Source organism: Jiangella endophytica, from assembly GCF_003427025.1.
GTDB lineage: Bacteria > Actinomycetota > Actinomycetes > Jiangellales > Jiangellaceae > Jiangella > Jiangella endophytica.
This window is the reverse complement of record NZ_QVAI01000001.1, coordinates 341,558-355,957: the sequence shown is the minus strand read 5'-3', so window position 1 is coordinate 355,957 and position 14,400 is coordinate 341,558. Positions and strand designations below refer to the sequence as shown.

Genomic DNA, 14,400 nt, shown 5'->3' with positions numbered 1-14,400 from the left:
GCGCCGGTCCCCGCCCCGTCAGGCCGCGGGGACCGGGACGGGCGGCGGCGGGCCGACGTAACGGGCCGCCGGACGGATGATCTTGCTGTCGGCGGCCTGCTCGAGGATGTTCGCCGTCCAGCCGACCACCCGGGCGACCGCGAACGTCGGGGTGAACATCGCCCGCGGCAGCCCGCACTGCTCCATGACGACGCCCGCGTAGAACTCGACGTTGGTGTGCAGTTCGCGATGCGGCTTGAGCTCGGCCAGGATCGCCTCGACCTGCCGCTCCACCTCGACGGCGAACTCGACCAGCGGGCCGCCGAAGCCCAGGGCGATGTCCTTGAGCATGTGCGAGCGCGGGTCCTCGGTGCGGTAGACCGGGTGCCCGAAGCCCATGATGCGGTCGCCGGCCAGCACCCGCTCGCGCACCCAGGCCTGGATCCGGTCCGGCGTCCCGATGGCGTCCAGCGTGTCCAGCGCGCGGCTCGGCGCGCCGCCGTGCAGCGGCCCGGACAGCGCGGCGATGCCGCCGACCAGGCACGCCGCGACGTCGGCTCCGGTCGACGCGATGACCCGGCCGGTGAACGTCGACGCGTTGAAGCCGTGGTCGATGGTCGAGATGAGGTACCGCTCGACGGCGCGGGCATGCTCGGGCGCCGGTTCCACGCCGGACAGCATGTACAGGTAGTTGGCGGCATGCCCGAGGTCGGCGCGCGGCTCGACCGGCTCCAGTCCCTGCCCGAGCCGGTAGAGCGCCGCGAGCAGCGTCGGCACGACGGCACCGGCCAGTAGCGCGTCGTCGCGCCGTTCGTCGGCGGTGAGGTCGTAGACCGGCCGGAACCCGGCCGCGGCGCCGGTGAGCGACAGCGCCGTGCGCAGCCCCGCCATCGGCCCGGACGCCGCGCTCACGCGGGCGATCGCCGGCAGCGCCGCGCGCACGTCGCCGGGCAGCGCCCGCAGCCCGGCGACCCGGCGGGCGAACGCGGCACCCTCGGCCGCCGACGGCAGCGCGCCGGCGAGCATCAGATGCCAGACGTCCTCGAAGCTCCGGGTCGCGGCCAGCTCGACGGCGGAGTACTCGCGGTAGTGGTAGAAGCCCTCGCGGCCGCGGACGTCGCCGAGCACGGTCTCGGTGACGACGACCCCGGCCAGCCCGCGCGGCACCTGTGCAGTCATGATTCCTCCAGTCCGCTCAATGGTTGATGTCAATCGTAGATATATTGATTTCGGTCAATATCGGCGTGGAGGGGCAGAACGATGGCGGAGCAGCGCCGCATGACGACCCAGCAGGTCGCGGCCCGGCTCGGGGTCAAGCCCGAAACGGTGTACGCGTACGTCAGCCGCGGCCTGCTCGGCAGCCGCCGCGGCCCCGGCGGCCGGGCCAGCACGTTCGACCCCGATGAGGTGGAGCGGCTGGCGCACCGGCGCCGTGGCCGGCCGGACGGCGAGTCCGGTACGGCCCGCGACCAGGACGCCGCCGGCCCGGTCTACAGCGCCGTGACGCTGATCGAGGGCGACCGCTACTACTACCGCGGCGTCGACCCGATCGCGCTGGCCGCGCGGGCCTCGTTCGAGGAGGTCGCCTGGTGGCTGTGGACCGGCGACCAGCGGCCAGGCCCGTCGTTCGCCGCGCCTGACGCGGGACTCGCCGCCGCCCGGTCCGTCGGAGACGCGCTGCCGCCACAGGCAGGGCTGGTCGACCGGCTCCGGGTGGCGGCGGTCGCGGCGGCCGCCGTCGACCCGGTCCGGTTCGACCTGCGCCCCAGGACGGTGGCGGCCACGGCCCGCGGGCTCATCGCCACCTTCGTCGACTCGCTGCCGCGCCGCGACGACGACCCGTCCGGGCCGACGCAGGGCGCGACCGTCGCCGCGCGGCTCTGGCCGCGGCTCACCGGGCGCCCGGCCGATCCGCACGCCGTCGCGACGCTGGACACCGCGCTGGTGCTGCTGATCGACCACGGTCTCGCCGCCTCGACCGTCACGGCGCGCGCGGCGGCGTCGGCGCGGGCGCATCCGTACGCCGTCGTCTCCGCGGCGCTCGGCGCGGTCGAGGGTCCGCTGCACGGCGCGGCCAGCGGTCTCGCCCATCGCATGCTCACCGACGTGCTCGAGCGGGGCGCCGCGCCGGTCGTCGCCGAGCACCTGCGGGCCGGGCGGCGGCTGCCCGGCCTGGGCCACCGGCTCTACCGCAGCACCGACCCACGTGCGCGAGTGCTGTTCGAGCGGCTCGACGACGTCCCGGAGGCCGCGCCCGTGCTGGCCGCCGCGCACGCCGTCACGGAGACCGCCGCGACCCACCTGCCGCTGCCGGCGAACGTCGACCTCGCACTGGCCACGCTGTCGGTCGCGACCGGGATGCCACCCGAGGCCGGCGAGACGATCTTCGCGGTGGCCCGGACCGCGGGCTGGATCGCGCACGCGCTCGAGGAGTACGACGAGCGGGCTCTGCGGGTGCGGGTCACCGGGCGCTATGAGGGCCCGCCACCACCGCAGCCGTTGCCGTGACCCACGGGGTTCAGGGGCCTGGTCAGCCGGCCGGCGTCTCCATGGGGAGGTGCTCGACGGCCCAGGCGGAGATCTGGTCGAGCGCCGGCATCAGCGCGCGGCCGCGCTCGGTGAGCTCGTAACTGACGGAGACCGGCGGACCTTCGTCGACCCGGCGGTACACGAGCTGGTGCTGCGTCAGTTCGGCCAGCCGGTCGGCCAGAACGGAGTCGCTGACGCCGCCGATGGCGCGGGACAGCTCGCGGAACCCGGCCGGGCCGGACCGCAGGCCACCCAGGACCAGGGCGTTCCAGCGCTTGCCGAGGATCGTGAAAGCCCGGGTGAGTGCCGCGTCGGTGCGCGAGCAGGCGTCCGCGTCGGGGGTGGCGCGGACGGTCGCGGACATGTGAGGAATACTAGCGCGAGCGTTGTTGCTTCGATTTTCGAAGCTGCTACGAGATGACTCGTAGCTTCGACTCTCCAAGGAGATCTCCGTGACCGAGACCAACGGCTCGCGCCCCTCCGTCGTCATCGTCGGCGGCGGGTTCGGCGGCATCAACGCCGCGAAGGCGCTCGACGAGGTGGCCGACGTGACCCTGGTCGACCCGTCCGACACGTTCCTGCACAACCTCGCGTCCTGGCGCGCGCTGGTCGCGCCGGAGTGGCTGGACCGGATCTTCCTGCCGTACGACCGGCTGCTCGCCCACGGCCGGTTCGTCCGCGACCGGGCCGTCGACGCCGACGGCACCGGCGTCACGCTGGCCTCCGGGCAGCGACTGGCCGCCGACTACGTCATCCTCGCGACCGGTTCCTCCTACCCGTTCCCGGCGAAGACCGACGAGACCGACGTCGCAGTCGCGCGGCAACGGTTCCTGGCGGCGCACGACGCGCTGCGTGGGTCGGACCACGCGCTGGTCATCGGCGCCGGCGCGGCCGGCCTGGAGCTGGCCGGCGAGATCAAGACCGCCTTTCCGGAGAAGGGCGTGACGCTGGTCGACCTGGCCGAGGACATCCTGCCCGGCCCCTACGACCAGGAGCTGCGCGAGGAGCTGCGCCGCCAGCTCGAGGCGCTCGGCGTCCGCCTCGTCCTCGGCAGCCCGCTGCGGGCACTGCCGGAGGCGCCGGCCGCGACGGCGGCGCCGGTCACGGTCACGACCGAGGCCGGTAAGGAGCTGAGCGCCGACATCTGGTTCCGCGCGTTCGGCGTCACCCCGGCGACCGGGTTCGTCACCGGCTCGCTGGCCACGGCGCTCGACGCCCAGGGCTACCTGCGCGTCGACGACCAACTGCGGGTCGCCGGACACGAGAACGTTTATGCGATCGGCGACATCGCCGACGCCGACCGCAACATGGCGGCGACCGCCCGGCTGCAGGCGGAGCTGGTCGCGGCGAACCTGACCGCGCGGATCACCGGCGCGGGCGAGGTGGGCGGCTATCAGAAGCTGCCGCCGCTGGTGGCCATCCCGCTCGGCCCCGACGGCGGTGCGGGCCAGCTCCCCGGCATCGACGGCGTCGCCGGTCCCGACGTGATCTCCCAGGTCAAGGGCCGGGCGCTGCTCATGGAGACCTACGACGACCTGTTCAACGTCGAGCCGGTGGCCTGACCACCGGACCGCGGCCCGCCCGGACGGCCGTGGTCAGCGGGTGAAGGAGTACGCCGTGACGTCGGCGACCGGGCGGTAGCCGAGGGCGGTGTAGACCTTGTTCGAGGTGGGGTTGGCCAGGTCGGTGAACAGCGCGCTGTGGCGCGCGCCGGCGTCCAGCACGGCCTGGCTGACCGCCGCCACCAGCACCGACGCGTATCCGCGACGGCGGCGACCGGGCGGCGTGTAGACCGGGGCGACCCGGGCCACGCCGGCGACGGTGCGCGAGACGCCCACGAAGCAGGCCGGGCCGTCGTCGTCCCAGAGCCAGGCGCGCCGCTCGGCGATCAGCAGGTCGACGACACGGGCGGCGACGCTGCCGGCGTCGGGGGCCGCGTTGGACTCGGACTCGAACGCCAGCGTCCAGTCGACGAGCAGGTCGCGGTCGTCCGGGCCGGCGAGCCGCGCCGCTCCGGCGGCCGGCCGTGGTGGCACGACGGTGTCGAGCTCGAACAGCCGCTGGTTCATCGCGACGCCGACGAGGCCGCCGGTGTGCCCCGCCCACGCCCGGGCGTACGCGGCCGACTGGTCGGCCGCGCCGGTGACGCCGTCGATGCCGGGACACCGCTCGAGCAGCGCCAGGGCGAGCAGCTCGGCGCCCACCGGTGAAGCGGAGACGTAGGGGCGGAACGGCGGCGTCCAGACGGCGACCCCGGCGACACCGCCGCCGCCGTCGTCGTCAGCCAGGATCGCGAACGTGCCGCCGGACCCGCCCCGGCGCTCGCGGTCGACCGTGGTGAGCAGCACCGAGTGCAGCACCGGTTCGCGCTCCAGCCAGCCATGCGCCCGCTGCCAGAACTCCTCGGGGTCGGTGGTGAGCCGCACGCGGTGCATCATCGCACCCGCGAGACGCGGCCTTCGTCCCAGACCGGTTCAGGCGCCTCGTAGACCGTGCCGTTGGCGCCGAAGACGAGGAAACGGTCGAAGTCGCGGGCGAACCAGCGGTCGTGGGTGACCGCGAGCACCGTCCCCTCGAACGCCTCGAGGCCGTCCTGCAGCGCCTCGGCCGACACGAGGTCGAGGTTGTCGGTGGGCTCGTCGAGCAGCAGCAGCGTGGCGCCGGACAGCTCGAGCAGCAGGATCTGCAGCCGCGCCTGCTGCCCACCGGAGAGCGACTCGAACGCCTGGTCGGCGGCGTGCGCCAGCTCGTAGCGATCGAGCGCCCGGCTGGCCTCCTCGCGCGGCATGCCGGCCCGCCGGCCGTCGCCGCGGTGCAGGATCTCGAGCAGGGTGCGGCCGATCAGTTCCGGATGATGGTGGGTCTGCGCGAACCAGCCCGGCCGCACCCGCGCGCCCAGGCGGGCCGTTCCGGTGTGCGCGACCGGCGCGATGGGAACGTCGTCGACCGGCTCGTGCTCGGGCTCGGGGTCGGTGCCGCCGACGGCCAGCAGCCGCAGGAAGTGTGACTTGCCGGAGCCGTTGGAACCCAGGACGGCGACCCGCTCGCCGTACCAGACCTCGAGATCGAACGGCTTCATCAGGCCGGTGAGCTCGAGCGACTCGCAGATGACGGCACGCTTGCCGGTGCGCCCGCCGCGCAGCCGCATGCGCAGGTTCTGCTCGCGTGGCTGCTCCTCGGGCGGGCCGGCGTCCTCGAACCGACGCAGCCGGGTCTGCGCCGCCTGGTAGCGCGCGGCCATGTCGGAGTTGTACGCCGCCTTCTGCTTGTACATGAGCACCAGCGCCTTCAGCTTGGCGTGCTCTTCGTCCCAGCGCCGGCGCAGCTCCTCGAGCCGGGCGAAGCGCTCGCGCCGGGCCTCGTGGTAGCCGCCGAACCCGCCCGGGTGCACCCAGGCGGTGTTGCCGGCCGCGCCCAGCTCGACGGTGACGACGCGGGTGGCGGTGCGGTGCAGCAGCTCGCGGTCGTGGCTGACGTAGAGCACCGTCTTCGGCGACTCGACCAGCCGGTCCTCGAGCCAGCGTTTGGCCGGGACGTCGAGGAAGTTGTCGGGCTCGTCGAGCAGCAGCACCTCGTCGGGCCCGCGCAGCAGCGCCTCGAGCACCAGCCGCTTCTGCTCGCCGCCGGACAGCGACGACACCTCGCGCCAGCGGCACCGCTCGAACGGGATGCCCAACGCGGCCGTGGTGCAGACGTCCCACAGCACCTCGGTCTCGTACCCGCCGGCGTCGGCCCACTCGCCGAGGGCGGTGGCGTACGTCATCTGGGTGGGTTCGTCGTCGTGGTCCATCATGGCCAGCTCGGCGGCGTCGACGGCGGCAGCGGCGGCCCGCACGCGCGGCGGCGCCACCGACAGCAGCAGGTCGCGTACGTCCTGGGCGTCGCGGGCCACGAACTGCCGCATGACGCCGAGCCCGCCACTGCGCGTCACGGCACCGCCGTGCGAGGCGAGGTCGCCGGCGACGATGCGCAGCAGCGTGGTCTTGCCCGACCCGTTGGCGCCGACCAGCGCGACCTTGGCGCCGTCGCCGACCCGGAACGAGATGTCGTCGAGCAGCACCCGCCCGTCGGGCAGGGTGAACGAGACGGTGTTGAGGTCGACGTGGCCCATGACCTCAGTCTCGCCCCGTCCGGCGGCGCCGGTCGAGAGGTTTTCGGCGGACTACCTGCGACTGGGTGCGCGCAGCGTGGCGATGCCGACGACCCAGCCGGCGAAGATCCCGTACGTGGCGCCGGAGGAGATCAGCCGGAAGACGGCGGGCGCCGAGGCGTCGCTCTGCACCATCCCCATGAACAGGCCGGCCGCGGCGCCGGCGAACACGACCGCCGCCCAGCCGGTGAGCAACTGGGCCCCGGCGTTGCCGGTGCGCGGCCAGGCGAGCGCGGCCAGGAACGCCGCGGTGAGGATCACCACGAGCACCGCCCGCATCACCAGCGCGATGACGTCGCGAGCCGGCAGGTCGGCGGCGAAGTCCCACGACGGCCAGGCGAGTACGGAGAGGAACAGGTCGAGGGCGCCGGTGCCGTCGGCGTTGTCGCGCGCCCAGTTGACGAAGGGCGGGCTACCGAACACGAGGACCAGAACGAACACCGCGATCACACCGGCGGCGGTCGTCGACCGATACCGCGTCATGACTCCCATATCAGGAGGAATACCCCAGATCGATCACGGACATGCGACGGCGCGCTGGAGCCCCGCACTACTGGATGCCGTGGCGGCGCAGGATGGCCTCGATGTCGTCGAGCTCGGGGTCGCCGGAGGACGACTGCTGCTGCTTCTTGCCCTTCTTCGGGCCGGCGTCGACCGCGCCCTTCGGGGCCCGCCCGGACTCGCCGACGGCACCGGGCTTCGCGGAGTCCTTCGGGACCTCGAGCTTCTGCCCCACGGCGAACAGCAGGCCCGCGACGCCGAGCAGGATGACGCCCGCCCAGGCCACCGGCGAGAGCACCAGCCCCGCGACGAAACCGACGATGCCGATGGCGGAGGCGCCCATGAGCAGGAACCCGCCCGCCGCCATCTGCAGCGAGGCGGCCCAGCCCTTGGCGCGTGCCTGTCGCACGGACAGCACGACGAGTCCGAGTCCGAGAATGGCTACGGCAAGCTCGATCGCATCGGTGAACACTCCTCCAGGCTACGCGTCCGGGTCGCGTTTTCCCTCAGGGATCTCCCCGAGGTTTCCCATCCACCCCAGGGTGGTCAGCCCAGCGTGCGGACGTTGCGGGCGGTGCGGGCCCGCTCGGCCAGCTCGGCGTCGGGCGGGTAACCGACGGCCTCCAGCGTCAGGCCGCGTGGCGGGATGACGACGACGCCGGGATCGCGCAGGCCCGCCGCGAGCACCGTCACCGGCCAGCCGACCGGCCGCCGGCCGTCGCCGACCAGCAGGAGCGCGCCGATCATCGCGCGAACCTGGTTGTGGCAGAACGCGTCGGCCTCGACGGTCGCGACGGCCAGGCCGTCGGCCGTCCGCTCCCACATCAGCACCCGCAGCTCGCGGATCGTGGTGGCGCCCTCGCGCGGCCGGCAGTACGCGGCGAAGTCGTGCTCGCCCAGCAGCCCGGCGGCCGCGGCGTTCATCGCGTCGACGTCGAGGGGGCGGTCGTGCCACAGCACGAACGAGCGCTGCAGCGGGTCGGCGCCGTACGCGGTGTCGCTCACGCGGTAGCGGTAGCGACGCCAGACGGCGGAGAAGCGGGCGTCGAAGCCGGGTGGCGCCTCGGCGACGCCGTGCACCCGCACGTCGCCCGGCAGCACCCCGGCCAGCCGCCGCAGCAGCGCGACCGCCGGTGGCCGGTCCGACCGGCCGGGCGCCGCCGCCCACGCCGTGACGGGGACGTCGACGTGGCAGACCTGGCCGCGGGCGTGCACCCCGGCGTCGGTCCGCCCGGCGACGGTGACCCGCGGCGGCTCGATGCGCAGGACCCGGCCCAGCGCCTCCTCGACGACCCCCTGGACGGTGCGCCGGCCGGGCTGCGTGGCCCAGCCGGAGAAGTCCGTCCCGTCGTAGGCGAGGTCGAGCCGGACACGCAGCAGCCCGCCGACCCCGGACACGGGATCGGCGGGCTGCATGGTGCTTGACGTGCTGGAAGGTCAGGCCTTGTCGGCCGGACCCTCGGCGTCGTCGGTCTTCTCGTCGGCCGTCGCCTCGGCGGCGTCGTCGGCCACGGCGTCGGTCGCCTCGGCCGCGGCCTCGGTCACCTCGGCCTCCGTGGCAGCGGTCTCCTCGGCCGGAGCCTCGGTGGCCTCGGCCGGGGCGGCGGCAGCCGGAGTAGCCGCGGCCGCGCGCCGGGTGGCGCTCGTCGCCTCGGTCACGACCTGCTCGGCCAGCGGCTCGACCAGCTCGATGACCGCCATCGGAGCGTTGTCACCCTTCCGCGGACCGATCTTCACGATCCGGGTGTAGCCGCCGTTGCGGTTCTCGTAGCGCGGGCCGATCTCGGCGAACAGCACGTGCACGACGTCCTTGTCGCGGATCGTGCTGAGCACCTGGCGCCGCGCGTGCAGGTCGCCGCGCTTGGCCTTGCTGATCAGCCGCTCGGCCACCGGGCGCAGGCGGCGGGCCTTGGCCTCGGTGGTGGTGATGCGGCCGTGCTCGAACAGCGCGGTCGCCAGGTTGGCGAGGATCGCGCGCTGGTGAGCCGGCGAGCCTCCCAGGCGAGCACCCTTGGTTGGGGTGGGCATGGTGATCTACTCCTGTGTGGTGGCGACCGCTACCGGCCGCGCTCGGTCAGTACTGCTCGTCTTCGGCGTAGGACTGGTCGTCGTCGCCGTAGCTGTCGACGGCCGCGGCCGGGTCGAAGCCCGGCGCGCTGTCCTTCAGGCCGAGGCCCATGGTGGCCAGCTTCGCCTTGACCTCGTCGATCGACTTCTGGCCGAAGTTGCGGATGTCGAGGAGGTCGGCCTCGCTGCGGGAGACGAGCTCACCCACGGAGTGGATGCCCTCACGCTTGAGGCAGTTGTACGAACGGACGGTGAGCTGCAGGTCCTCGATCGGCAGCGCGAGGTCCGCGGCCAGCTGGGCGTCGACCGGCGACGGGCCGATCTCGATGCCCTCGGCCTCGATGTTCAGCTCGCGGGCGAGCCCGAACAGCTCGACCAGCGTGCTGCCGGCCGACGCGAGCGCGTCGCGCGGCCGGATCGACGGCTTGGTCTCGACGTCGACGATGAGACGGTCGAAGTCGGTACGGCCCTCGACGCGGGTCGCCTCGACCTTGTACGTGACCTTCAGCACCGGCGAGTAGATGGAGTCGACCGGGATGCGGCCGATCTCGGCGTCGGCGCGCTTGTTCTGCACGGCCGACACGTAGCCGCGGCCGCGCTCGACCGTCAGCTCCATCTCCAGCTTGCCCTTGCCGTTCAGCGTGGCGATGTGCAGGTCCGGGTTGTGCACCTCGACCCCGGCGGGCGGCGCGATGTCGGCGGCGGTGACGGCGCCGGGACCCTGCTTGCGCAGGTACATCACGACGGGCTCGTCGTGCTCGGAGGAGACGACGAGGCCCTTGAGGTTCAGGATGACGTCGGTGACGTCCTCCTTCACGCCCGGGATGGTGGTGAACTCGTGCAGCACACCGTCGATGCGGATCGACGTGATGGCCGCGCCGGGGATGGACGAGAGCAGGGTCCGGCGCAGCGAGTTGCCGAGCGTGTAGCCGAAGCCCGGCTCCAGCGGCTCGATGGTGAACCGGGCGCGGTAGTCGTTCAGCGACTCTTCGCTGAGACTGGGACGCTGGGTGATGAGCACTTCTGACTTCCTCTCCGCGACGCCCGCTATTTGACTGTCGCGATCAGGGCGCCGTGGCCGGCCGATTGCCGGCCACGGCGATGGTGCGGACTACTTCGAGTAGAACTCGACGATGAGCTGCTCCTGGACCGGCGTGTCGATCTGCTGCCGGGACGGGAGCTGGTGGACCAGCACGCGCAGCTGGTTCGGGATGACCTCGAGCCACGCGGGGACCGGGCGGTCGCCGTGGGTCTCGCGGGCGATGATGAACGGCGTCGTCTCCTTGGACTTGTCGCGCACGTCGATGACGTCGTGCAGCGCGACCTGGTAGGAGGGGACGTTCACCTTGCGGCCGTTGACCACGAAGTGACCGTGGACGACCAGCTGGCGGGCGTGCCGCCGCGTGCGGGCCAGGCCGGAGCGGTAGACGACGTTGTCGAGACGCGACTCCAGCAGCTGGAGGAGGACGTCACCGGTGCGACCCTGGCGACGGTTGGCCTCCTCGTAGTAGCGGCGGAACTGCCTCTCCAGGACGCCGTAGGTGTAGCGCGCCTTCTGCTTCTCGTGCAGCTGGAGGCGGTACTCGCTCTCCTTCTGCCGGCCGCGGCCGTGCTGGCCGGGCGGGTAAGGACGGCGTTCGTACGCCTTGTCCTCACCGATCAGGTCGACGCCGAGCCGACGCGACTTCTTCGTGAGTGGACCGGTGTAACGGGCCATGGTGGTTCAGGTCTCCTCGAGGTCTCGGTGGGTCAGACGCGGCGGCGCTTCGGCGGCCGGCAGCCGTTGTGCGCCTGCGGGGTCACGTCCGAGATGGAACCGACCTCGAGGCCGACGGCCTGCAGCGAGCGAATCGCGGTCTCCCGGCCCGAACCCGGGCCCTTGACGAACACGTCGACCTTGCGCATGCCGTGCTCCTGGGCACGGCGGGCGGCGGCCTCGGCGGCCATCTGCGCGGCGAACGGCGTCGACTTACGCGAGCCCTTGAATCCGACCTGGCCGGAGCTGGCCCACGCGATCACGTTGCCCTGCGGGTCGGTGATCGAGACGATCGTGTTGTTGAACGTGCTCTTGATGTGCGCGACACCATGAGCGACGTTCTTCTTCTCCTTGCGGCGCACCTTGGTCTGGCGGCCCTTGGCGGGTGGCATCTGTGCGGTACTCCTGTCCGAAAGCTTCTGAGGTCAGCGGTTCGCTGCTCGCGACGGCGACATGGCCGCCGTCGCGGCACTCACTTGCCGGCCTTCTTCTTGCCGGCGACGGTCTTCTTCCGACCCTTGCGGGTACGGGCATTCGTGTGAGTGCGCTGACCACGGACGGGAAGCCCGCGGCGGTGCCGGATGCCCTGGTAGCTACCGATCTCGATCTTGCGGCGGATGTCGCTCTGCACCTCGCGGCGGAGGTCACCCTCGATCTGGTAGTTGGCCTCGATCCAGTCGCGGAGCTTGACCAGCTCCTCGTCGCCGAGGTCCTTGACGCGGATGTCCGGGCTGACGCCCGTGTTCTTCAGAGTCTCCAGCGCTCGGGTGCGCCCGATGCCGAAGATGTAGGTGAGTGCTACCTCCAGGCGCTTGTCGCGCGGGAGGTCGACGCCGACGAGGCGTGCCATGCGGTGTTCCTCACTTCGTTCGCGGAGGTGTCTGACGCACCGCGTCCCGGTGATCCTGTGCCACCGAGCCCCGGCCTCCGCCCGGGGGTGTTCCCTGCCTCGCGAGGCAGGGGTGCTGGTGCGTTGTCCTGGAGTATTCAGTTGTGTCCGGGCGAGCGGTGCCCGGTGATCAGCCCTGACGCTGCTTGTGACGCAGGTTCTCGCAGATCACCATGACCCGGCCGTGACGGCGGATCACCTTGCACTTGTCGCAGATCGGCTTGACGCTCGGCTTGACCTTCATCGGGGACTCTTTCTTGACGTGTGCCGAGAGTTCGGAGAGTTGGCCGAAGCCGTCGGCAGTGGTCGTGGTTACTTGTAGCGGTAGACGATGCGACCGCGGGTCAAGTCGTACGGGCTGAGCTCCACCACCACGCGGTCCTCAGGGAGGATCCGGATGTAATGCTGGCGCATCTTGCCGGAAATGTGGGCGAGCACCTTGTGACCGTTGGAGAGCTCTACCCGGAACATCGCGTTCGGGAGAGCCTCGGTCACGGTGCCCTCGATCTCGATGACCCCGTCCTTCTTCGGCATGTCCTCCGCACTTCTTCTGTCGGTCGTCTTCCGCCTCGGCACACCACGCCACCGGGAGTCCTGAACGGGACAGGCGGCGAGCTGTCACGTGCACCCCGTCCCCGTCAAAAGAACGACCGGAACCAGCCGCAGGGCGCAACGAAACAGACCACAGTGGGCCGACGAGAAATTGTACGGCACTGGGCCTACCAGAGGCCAATCGTGCGAGGCAAGCCGACCCGCGGTCAGCGTTGCGCGGGCGCCTCGCCGGAACGGTACGCCATCTCGAGGCCGCCGAGCAGCACGCCCCAGGGCCCGGCCACCCAGATGGGCCAGAAGTACTCGGGACCGCCGCCACCGATGCTGACCAGCAGCCACACCATCAGGTTGATGCCCACGCAGATGCCGTAGAACCACCACGCACCGGTGAGCAGGCCGCGCGCGATGCGCCGCCCCGTGCGCCGCGGCGCCGGACGCGGCGCGGACAGCGGCCGCGGGATCAGGCCGGCCGGCTGGCGGCGCACCGGCAGGTCGGCGATGACGCGGTCGAGGTCCTGGTACGTCTTCGCGGCATAGGTCGACTCGACCCGGGCGAGCAGCTCGTCCTGACCCAGCCGCCCCTCTCCGTGCGCGTCGCGCAGGATCTCGGCCACGCGATCGCGATCGGCGTCGCTGGCGCGCATCTCGAACCGCTCGGCTCCCATGCGCTCCAGTATCCGCCGGTGACCCGAGCGCGCCTATCGGGGTAACCCCCCACTTCGCCCCGGGGAGCCCCCGACACCCGGGCGTCGACCGGCCGTCGCGACGCCGGCGATCCGGCGGGGTCGTGCACCTCTGTTCGGACTCGAGGTCGTCCTGCCCACCGTCATCGTGGACGAGGCGGAGCTGAACCGGTGACGAGCCGCCGCGCCTGCCGCGCTCGCGCGGTTCAGGCCTTCGCGTTCGGGTCGCTGAGCACACGAACACGGTGCGGCCGCCAGCGGCTCTTCCATAGCCGGAAACGCGTTCCCGACGCCAGAATCGGGCCCCGAGCGCGATTCCGGCTATCGAGGTCGACGCTGGAGCCCACACGCACCGACAACGACACGGCGAGCGAGGTGCGCCCGCCCCGACGAGACCCGTGATCCCGTGGGCGAAGACGTTGACACCGGCCCACTCCCTCACCGGGCCCCCGACATCGGACTCAGACGCCTGGGGCGTGTCCTAGCCGCGGCGGGCGGCTGCTGCCGGCACGCCGAGTTCGGCCAGCCGGGCCGCCCCGCCGTCAAGGGCCGTGAGCACCCACGGGCCCTCCGGCGTGACGGCGATGCTGTGCTCGAAGTGCGCCGCCCACGAGCCGTCGTCGGTCTTGACCGTCCACTCGTCGGCCAGCACGTGGGTCTCCGGGCCGCCGAGGGTGATCATCGGCTCGACCGCCAGGCACAGGCCGGGCACCAGCTTCGGGCCGCGCTGGCGGGTGCGATAGTTCATGACGTGCGGATCCATGTGCATGGCGGTGCCGATGCCGTGCCCGCCGTATTCCTCGACGATGCCGTAGTCGCCACGCGCCTCGATGGTCTTCTCGATCGCCGTGCCGATGTCGCGCACCCGGCGGCCGGACTTCATCGCCGTGATGCCGGACCACAGCGCGTCGTCGCAGTCGACGAGGAGCCGGGCGACGTCGTCGGGGACCTCGCCGACGGGCACCGTCACCGCGGCGTCGCCGTGCCAGCCGTCCAGGACGGCGCCGAAGTCGAGCGAGACGACGTCGCCGTCGCGGAACGGGGTGGCGTCGGGGATGCCGTGGACGACGACGTCGTTGACCGAGACGCACACCGTGGCCGGGAAGCCGCCGTAGCCGAGGAAGTTCGACGTGGCGCCGCGGGCCGCCAGCTCGCGGCGGGCGATGACGTCGAGATCGAGCGGGGTGGCGCCGGGCACGATGGCCGCGCGCATCACCTCGTGGATCTCGGCCACGACCAGCCCGGCCGCCCTCATGCCGGCCAGCTGCTCCGGCGATTTGATCTCGATGATCGC

At 72.3% G+C, this 14,400-nt stretch carries 18 protein-coding genes; 2 read left to right on the top strand and 16 right to left on the bottom strand.

Going from position 1 to position 14,400, the window contains the following annotated elements; translation table 11 throughout:
- Positions 1-18: 18 nt before the first annotated feature.
- Entirely contained in the window at positions 19-1,158 is a 1,140-nt protein-coding gene (locus DZA62_RS01750; RefSeq protein WP_116947046.1) for a citrate synthase, read from the bottom strand.
- Positions 1,159-1,257: 99 nt separating this feature from the next.
- Here DZA62_RS01750 and DZA62_RS01745 point away from each other — a divergent pair, with 99 nt between their 5' ends.
- Positions 1,258-2,487, top strand: a complete 1,230-nt coding sequence (locus DZA62_RS01745) for a citrate synthase (protein WP_198663312.1) — start codon at positions 1,258-1,260, stop codon at positions 2,485-2,487.
- Positions 2,488-2,509: 22 nt separating this feature from the next.
- Here the strand turns inward: DZA62_RS01745 and DZA62_RS01740 are convergent, their stop codons facing one another.
- On the bottom strand, positions 2,510-2,872 hold the full coding sequence (locus DZA62_RS01740; protein ID WP_116947044.1) for a winged helix-turn-helix transcriptional regulator: 363 nt from the start codon (positions 2,870-2,872) through the stop codon (positions 2,510-2,512).
- A gap of 88 nt (positions 2,873-2,960) precedes the next feature.
- Between DZA62_RS01740 and DZA62_RS01735 the strand changes: the two genes are divergently transcribed.
- Positions 2,961-4,070: an NAD(P)/FAD-dependent oxidoreductase gene (locus DZA62_RS01735; RefSeq protein WP_116947043.1), complete on the top strand. Its 1,110-nt coding sequence runs from the start codon at positions 2,961-2,963 to the stop codon at positions 4,068-4,070.
- Between the two features lie 33 nt (positions 4,071-4,103).
- On the opposite strand, the gene DZA62_RS01730 is transcribed toward DZA62_RS01735, so the two are convergent.
- The 14 genes from DZA62_RS01730 to map all read right to left on the bottom strand — a co-directional run bounded on the left by DZA62_RS01730 (position 4,104) and on the right by map (position 14,397).
- On the bottom strand, positions 4,104-4,934 hold the full coding sequence (locus DZA62_RS01730; RefSeq protein WP_157987406.1) for a GNAT family N-acetyltransferase: 831 nt from the start codon (positions 4,932-4,934) through the stop codon (positions 4,104-4,106).
- An 8-nt stretch (positions 4,935-4,942) separates the two neighbouring features.
- A complete protein-coding gene (locus DZA62_RS37455) occupies positions 4,943-6,619 on the bottom strand; it encodes an ABC-F family ATP-binding cassette domain-containing protein (RefSeq protein ID WP_116947041.1) in 1,677 nt (558 codons plus the stop codon).
- Between the two features lie 51 nt (positions 6,620-6,670).
- Positions 6,671-7,141: a hypothetical protein gene (locus tag DZA62_RS01720; RefSeq protein WP_116947040.1), complete on the bottom strand. Its 471-nt coding sequence runs from the start codon at positions 7,139-7,141 to the stop codon at positions 6,671-6,673.
- 67 nt (positions 7,142-7,208) lie between these two features.
- Complete coding sequence (locus DZA62_RS01715; RefSeq protein ID WP_116947039.1) at positions 7,209-7,631, bottom strand: hypothetical protein; 423 nt, start codon at positions 7,629-7,631, stop codon at positions 7,209-7,211.
- Positions 7,632-7,705: 74 nt separating this feature from the next.
- A complete protein-coding gene (truA, locus tag DZA62_RS01710) occupies positions 7,706-8,575 on the bottom strand; it encodes a tRNA pseudouridine(38-40) synthase TruA (RefSeq protein ID WP_116947038.1) in 870 nt (289 codons plus the stop codon).
- Between the two features lie 21 nt (positions 8,576-8,596).
- Positions 8,597-9,187 (bottom strand): 50S ribosomal protein L17, encoded by a 591-nt coding sequence (rplQ, locus tag DZA62_RS37380; RefSeq protein ID WP_116947037.1) that lies wholly within the window; start codon positions 9,185-9,187, stop codon positions 8,597-8,599.
- 46 nt (positions 9,188-9,233) lie between these two features.
- Positions 9,234-10,247, bottom strand: a complete 1,014-nt coding sequence (locus DZA62_RS01700; RefSeq protein WP_069110661.1) for a DNA-directed RNA polymerase subunit alpha — start codon at positions 10,245-10,247, stop codon at positions 9,234-9,236.
- A 90-nt stretch (positions 10,248-10,337) separates the two neighbouring features.
- The gene (rpsD, locus tag DZA62_RS01695; RefSeq protein WP_116947036.1) at positions 10,338-10,943 is read right to left on the bottom strand and encodes a 30S ribosomal protein S4; all 606 of its coding nucleotides are present in this window, start codon (positions 10,941-10,943) and stop codon (positions 10,338-10,340) included.
- Positions 10,944-10,975: 32 nt separating this feature from the next.
- Positions 10,976-11,374: a 30S ribosomal protein S11 gene (gene rpsK, locus DZA62_RS01690; RefSeq protein ID WP_116947035.1), complete on the bottom strand. Its 399-nt coding sequence runs from the start codon at positions 11,372-11,374 to the stop codon at positions 10,976-10,978.
- A gap of 80 nt (positions 11,375-11,454) precedes the next feature.
- On the bottom strand, positions 11,455-11,832 hold the full coding sequence (gene rpsM, locus DZA62_RS01685) for a 30S ribosomal protein S13 (protein WP_116947034.1): 378 nt from the start codon (positions 11,830-11,832) through the stop codon (positions 11,455-11,457).
- Positions 11,833-12,001: 169 nt separating this feature from the next.
- Entirely contained in the window at positions 12,002-12,115 is a 114-nt protein-coding gene (gene rpmJ, locus DZA62_RS01680) for a 50S ribosomal protein L36 (RefSeq protein ID WP_015883600.1), read from the bottom strand.
- 68 nt (positions 12,116-12,183) lie between these two features.
- Positions 12,184-12,405: a translation initiation factor IF-1 gene (gene infA / locus DZA62_RS01675; protein WP_026877474.1), complete on the bottom strand. Its 222-nt coding sequence runs from the start codon at positions 12,403-12,405 to the stop codon at positions 12,184-12,186.
- A gap of 224 nt (positions 12,406-12,629) precedes the next feature.
- Positions 12,630-13,088, bottom strand: a complete 459-nt coding sequence (locus DZA62_RS01670; RefSeq protein WP_116947033.1) for a DUF1707 SHOCT-like domain-containing protein — start codon at positions 13,086-13,088, stop codon at positions 12,630-12,632.
- Between the two features lie 499 nt (positions 13,089-13,587).
- On the bottom strand, positions 13,588-14,397 hold the full coding sequence (map, locus tag DZA62_RS01665) for a type I methionyl aminopeptidase (protein WP_116947520.1): 810 nt from the start codon (positions 14,395-14,397) through the stop codon (positions 13,588-13,590).
- Positions 14,398-14,400 lie beyond the last annotated feature (3 nt).